2 protein-coding genes and 1 pseudogene are annotated in these 2375 nt (G+C 36.8%); all 3 read left to right on the top strand.

The features are described from left to right. The first annotated feature begins 186 nt into the window (after nt 1–186). Nucleotides 187–1689 carry an RHS repeat domain-containing protein gene (locus I7X29_RS15580; protein WP_225883795.1) on the top strand — a complete coding sequence of 501 codons (1503 nt, stop codon included), beginning with the start codon at nt 187–189 and terminating at the stop codon, nt 1687–1689. Beyond that, nucleotides 1686–2027, top strand: coding sequence for a hypothetical protein (locus I7X29_RS15135; RefSeq protein WP_198475868.1), 342 nt, complete (start codon nt 1686–1688; stop codon nt 2025–2027). Before I7X29_RS15580 ends, I7X29_RS15135 begins: the two co-directional genes overlap by 4 nt. 90 nt (nt 2028–2117) lie before the next feature. Then, a pseudogene (locus tag I7X29_RS15130) lies at nt 2118–2375 on the top strand (RHS repeat-associated core domain-containing protein); the annotation flags it as partial.

Genomic DNA, 2375 nt, shown 5'->3' with positions numbered 1-2375 from the left:
TGGAGTATTATAGTATGAAAAATGAAGCAAAACCTATAAGTTTCTTTTTAAAAATGTATAATTACAATTACTTTTTAGATAGGATTAATAGATGGTACTAATTTTTTTTTTCTACCTTTGCATCGTGATTTAAGTACATATGAAATATTGAAAAATAAGTCCTGAGCAGTTGAGCGTATCACCTATTTGTACAATGCCTTTGGCGAGCGTTCACATTGCTATTACGGTAATGCTGAAGTAGAAAAAGCCAAACGCTCAATGCTAAAACACTACAGCCACGACGGTAGTGTAGAGATAGTATGTAATAAAACCGATAACAGCACCAAGTTTGTGTTTTACTTAGGAGGTGATGCCTATAGTGCCCCTGCTATACTCATTTCGGACGGTGAGACACAAAAGCTCTATTACCTACACCGCGACTATCTCGGAAGTATTGTAATGCTCACCGATGAAGACGGCAATATAGCCGAGCGCAGACACTTTGACCCTTGGGGACAACTCATAAAAGTAGAAGACGGCGCAGGTAACACCTTAGACAAACTTACCCTATTAGACTGTGGTTTTACAGGACACGAGCACCTGCAAACGGTAGGACTTATCAATATGAATGCTCGTTTGTACGACCCTGCGCTACACCGCTTCTTACAACCCGATAACTACGTACAAGACCCTTTTAACACCCAAAACTTTAATAGGTATGGATATTGTTTGAATAACCCGCTGGTGTATGTGGATGAGAATGGGGAATTTTTATGGTGGGTAGTTGGAGCGGCAGCTTTGATAGGAGCTTATACTGGAGGAACAATAGCTAATAATGGGGAAGCTAATCCTATAAAATGGAATTATTCTGATAATTGGGGCTATATATTAGGAGGTGCAGCTATAGGTGCTTTAAGTGCTTATGTGGGAGGTTCTGTAGCTTCTGCTATAGGACTAGGGTCTTTATCTTCTAATGGTGCATTATTAGGTGCTTCAATAGGAGGAGCTGTAGGAGGTGGTATTTCAGGAGCTGGATTTTCAGCAATGGGAGGAAATAATGTCTTTAAAGGATTTTTAAATGGAATGATAAGTGGATTTGTTGGAGGAGCAATAGGATCTTATATTGGAGGGTTTGGAGGAGCCTTTGCTGGAGGTATGAGTGGTAGCTTTACAAACTCAATTCTATATGGAGAAAGTTTTGAAAATGCTTTTTACTCAGGAATTATAGGAGGGGTAATTTCTTATGGTTTATATAATCTCCAGATGAAAAATTCTTATAATCAATATAAAAAGGAAGGAGGAGAATGGAGTTATAAACAATATAGAAAAATCAGTACGGCTTCTCAACGATCTTTTGCAAGGGAAAAGGAATTTGGTGGTTGGATTACTAATGATGATGTTTTAATAGATCCTTCATCAGGAAGAGGAAAAGATTTTCATACTCCATCAACTAAGCCTAATAGTGCAATAGGAAGATTTCATACTCACCCTAATAGTGTAAAGGCAGATTACATAGAATCACATAGTCCAAGTGATATTGTAACAGCTGGTTTTGTACAAAAAGTAGATTCCTATGTGATAGGAAGAGAGAATATCTTTAGATATGACGTATGGAAATACCGTATTGGAGCATATGATTCTACTAATATGAGACTCCCTATGTTCAGATATCCATTTTATAATCCTTTTTGGTTATCAAGTAGTAAATGAAAAAAAATATGAGGATTTTATTTTTAATATTACTTTCTTTTTTCTATCTTTGTGTAGGTGCACAAAGTAAAGACACAATTTATACTCAAAATGCAGGAAAAATTGCTGTCTTAGGTAAGAACGTTGCTTATGTTTACAAAGAGGAACAGATCTCTGAATACAAAGTTAAAGAACTAAGACAGAGAGAAACATTTTTCTACCCTTTACGTTTCATATTGATAGCAACTAATTTCGAAAGGCGTAAAAAATATGATTATGTTTTTTATGTATACAATACACATCAAGTACGGGTACCAAATGATGAAAGAAAAAAAGAAATGTTAAGAATAATAAAATAATAAAATTTATTTTCTTTTGAATATAACGCCTTTGGCGAACGTTCACACTGCTATTACGGCAATGCTGAAGTAGAAAAAGCCAAACGCCCAATGCTTAAACACTACAGCCACGACGGTAGTGTAGAGATAGTATGTAACAAAACCGATAACAGCACCAAGTTTATACTTTACTTAGGCGGTGACGCCTATAGTGCCCCTGCGATACTTATTTCGGACGGTGAAACTTCAAAACTCTATTACCTACACCGCGACTATCTGGGAAGCATTGTAATGCTCACTGATGAGAACGGCAATATAGCCGAGCGCAGACACTTTGACCCTTGGGGACAACCCATAAAAGTAGAAGAC

Source organism: Capnocytophaga periodontitidis, assembly GCF_016126015.1.
In the GTDB taxonomy this organism is placed as follows: domain Bacteria; phylum Bacteroidota; class Bacteroidia; order Flavobacteriales; family Flavobacteriaceae; genus Capnocytophaga; species Capnocytophaga periodontitidis.
Note: the sequence above shows the minus strand (reverse complement) of the source record. Positions and strands in the feature narration are given on the sequence as shown.

Bases quoted from the DNA above. Each gene is read 5' to 3' on its own strand.
- I7X29_RS15135 (WP_198475868.1), top strand. From the start codon at position 1,686: ATGAAAAAAAATATGAGGATTTTATTTTTAATATTACTTTCTTTTTTC.